Annotated in this window: 1 protein-coding gene; it reads left to right on the forward strand. The window is 41.2% G+C overall.

All coding sequences use genetic code 11. The annotated features are described in order from the left end of the window. Positions 1-169 precede the first annotated feature (169 nt). Positions 170-2,284, forward strand: coding sequence for a beta strand repeat-containing protein (locus ACTIE0_RS23895; protein WP_439517022.1), 2,115 nt, complete (start codon positions 170-172; stop codon positions 2,282-2,284). Positions 2,285-2,287: the final 3 nt, after the last annotated feature.

The following is a 2,287-nucleotide window of genomic DNA, read 5'->3' on the forward strand; positions in this document are numbered from 1 at the left end:
AATGCCGCATTTTCTGTGAAGCCGGGTGATACTGTTATGCTCACTATTGGCGCTAGTAAACTACAAGCTATTGCCGAGTCTGTTGCAGATATTTCGGTAACTGTAGTTGAGTTTGTAACTGTTGATTAAATAGTTGGGGGATTATCCCCCTTTTTGAGGAATCTTTATTATGACTAATTTTAATATTTACTCTAGTAGATTTGGGCAGTCAACCGATGACTTGCCAGAAGGTGAAGTCAATCTGTATTTAACCAATGAAAGGGTACAGGCAGTTATTGACTCAAATACTAATTTATTCAAATTAACTGATTTATCCTGGAATAATATTACTAATAAACCTAGCACTTTCCCCCCATCTACTCATTCCCATAGCTGGACTGAAATAACGAACAAACCGACTATCTTTGCAAGTGACTGGGCAAACGTGGCGGATAAACCAGCTACGGCAACCCGTTGGCCTACGTGGTCTGAAGTTACAAGCAAACCGACAACGTTCACGCCTTCAGCGCATACTCATGCTTGGGCTGACATTACGTCAGGTGTTCCAGCTACCGCTTCACGCTGGCCGTCTTGGGCTGAAGTGACTTCTAAACCTACTACGTTTACTCCTAGTGCTCACAACCATGCTTGGAGTGAGATAACATCTATCCCAGCGACTGCCACTAGGTGGCCTACGTGGAATGAGGTGACAGGCTCACCAACTACGTTCCCCCCAACACCGCATAATCATGATGCTTCTAATATTACATCTGGTATTATCGATGTTGCTAGACTCCCTGCTGCTGCGTTGATAGGGGATACCACATACTCAGCGGGTAGTGGTTTAACTCTTAGTGGTACTACTTTCAGTTTACCAGTAGCTACCTCTGGTAGCGGTACATTTGTAACCAGTATCACCCAAACCGCTAATGGTATCACCGCTAATCTGGGGACTCCCCCGAATACAACATATAGCGCAGGTACAGGTATATCGTTATCAGGTACAACCATTATTAACTCTGCGCCTCATCAATCCACTAACCTTTCTATTTCTGGTACAGGTGACACTCGAACAATTACAAGTTCTACTGGTACTGACGTAACTATACCTGTTGCTACAACTTCCACCGCTGGTTTAATGTCTTTGGGAGACAAGACTAAGTTAAATGGAATTGCTGCAAGCGCAAATAATTACGTTCACCCAACTACAGATGGTAATTTACACGTACCTGCCACTGGTACCACAAACAACGGTAAAGTACTAACTGCGGGTGCAACTGCTGGTAGTTTGAATTGGACAACATTGCCTACTGCTCCAGTCACTTCAGTTGCTGGTAAGACAGGCGCTGTAACTTTAATTAAGGGAGATGTTGGTCTAGGTAACGTAGATAATACTGCTGACTCAGTTAAAAGTGTATCAAGTTCAGCTACATTAACTACAGCTAGAACAATTGCATTATCTGGTGCGGCTACAGGTACAGCAACCAGTTTTAATGGCAGTGCTAATATTACTATTCCTGTTACCAGTTTAAATGCAGCTAATCTATCTGGTGCTGTACCAAATGCCAGTATATCTGGTAGCTATAGTGGTATGACTAATTTAACTGGGTCAGGTACAGTAGACTTTGCTAAATTTTTAGGTAATGCTTCAGATACTGTTAATTTACCTAGCTTTAGTTGGACTGGCGATTTAGATACAGGTATTTATCGACCTGTTGCTGACCAGTTAGCAATCACAACTGGTGGTGTACAACGAGCTTTATTTAGTAGCGCTGGTATAACTGGTAATTTAGTAGGTAACGCTTCAACTTCAACTACACTTCAAACAGCTAGAACTATTAATGGGACCTCATTTAATGGCAGCGCTAATATAACGATAACTGCAAATACTCCAAATACATTAACAAATGGTACAGGATTAACTGGAAATAATTTTAATGGTAGTGCTGCTACTACATGGGCTGTAGCGTATGGGACTACAGCGGGAACAGCTTGTCAAGGTAATGATAGTAGATTATCTGATGCTAGAACACCTACAACTCATACTCATTCAAACATTACATTAACCGCAGGAGATGGTTTAAGTGGTGGGGGAACATTAGCAGCTAATAGAACAATTAATGTAGATTCAACTGTATTAAGAACCTCTGGAAATCAAACAATAACCGGAATTAAAACATTTAACATAACAAATAATCCAGTAACTTTTACGACTGATGAAAGTTTCCCCGATGGAAATATGCTTATTAATTTTAATGTTTGGAGGGGGTTTGACATACGCCGAATAGGGTCTATTAGCTGCTAATGT

This window comes from Limnospira sp., assembly GCF_051859755.1.
In the GTDB taxonomy this organism is placed as follows: domain Bacteria; phylum Cyanobacteriota; class Cyanobacteriia; order Cyanobacteriales; family Microcoleaceae; genus Limnospira; species Limnospira fusiformis.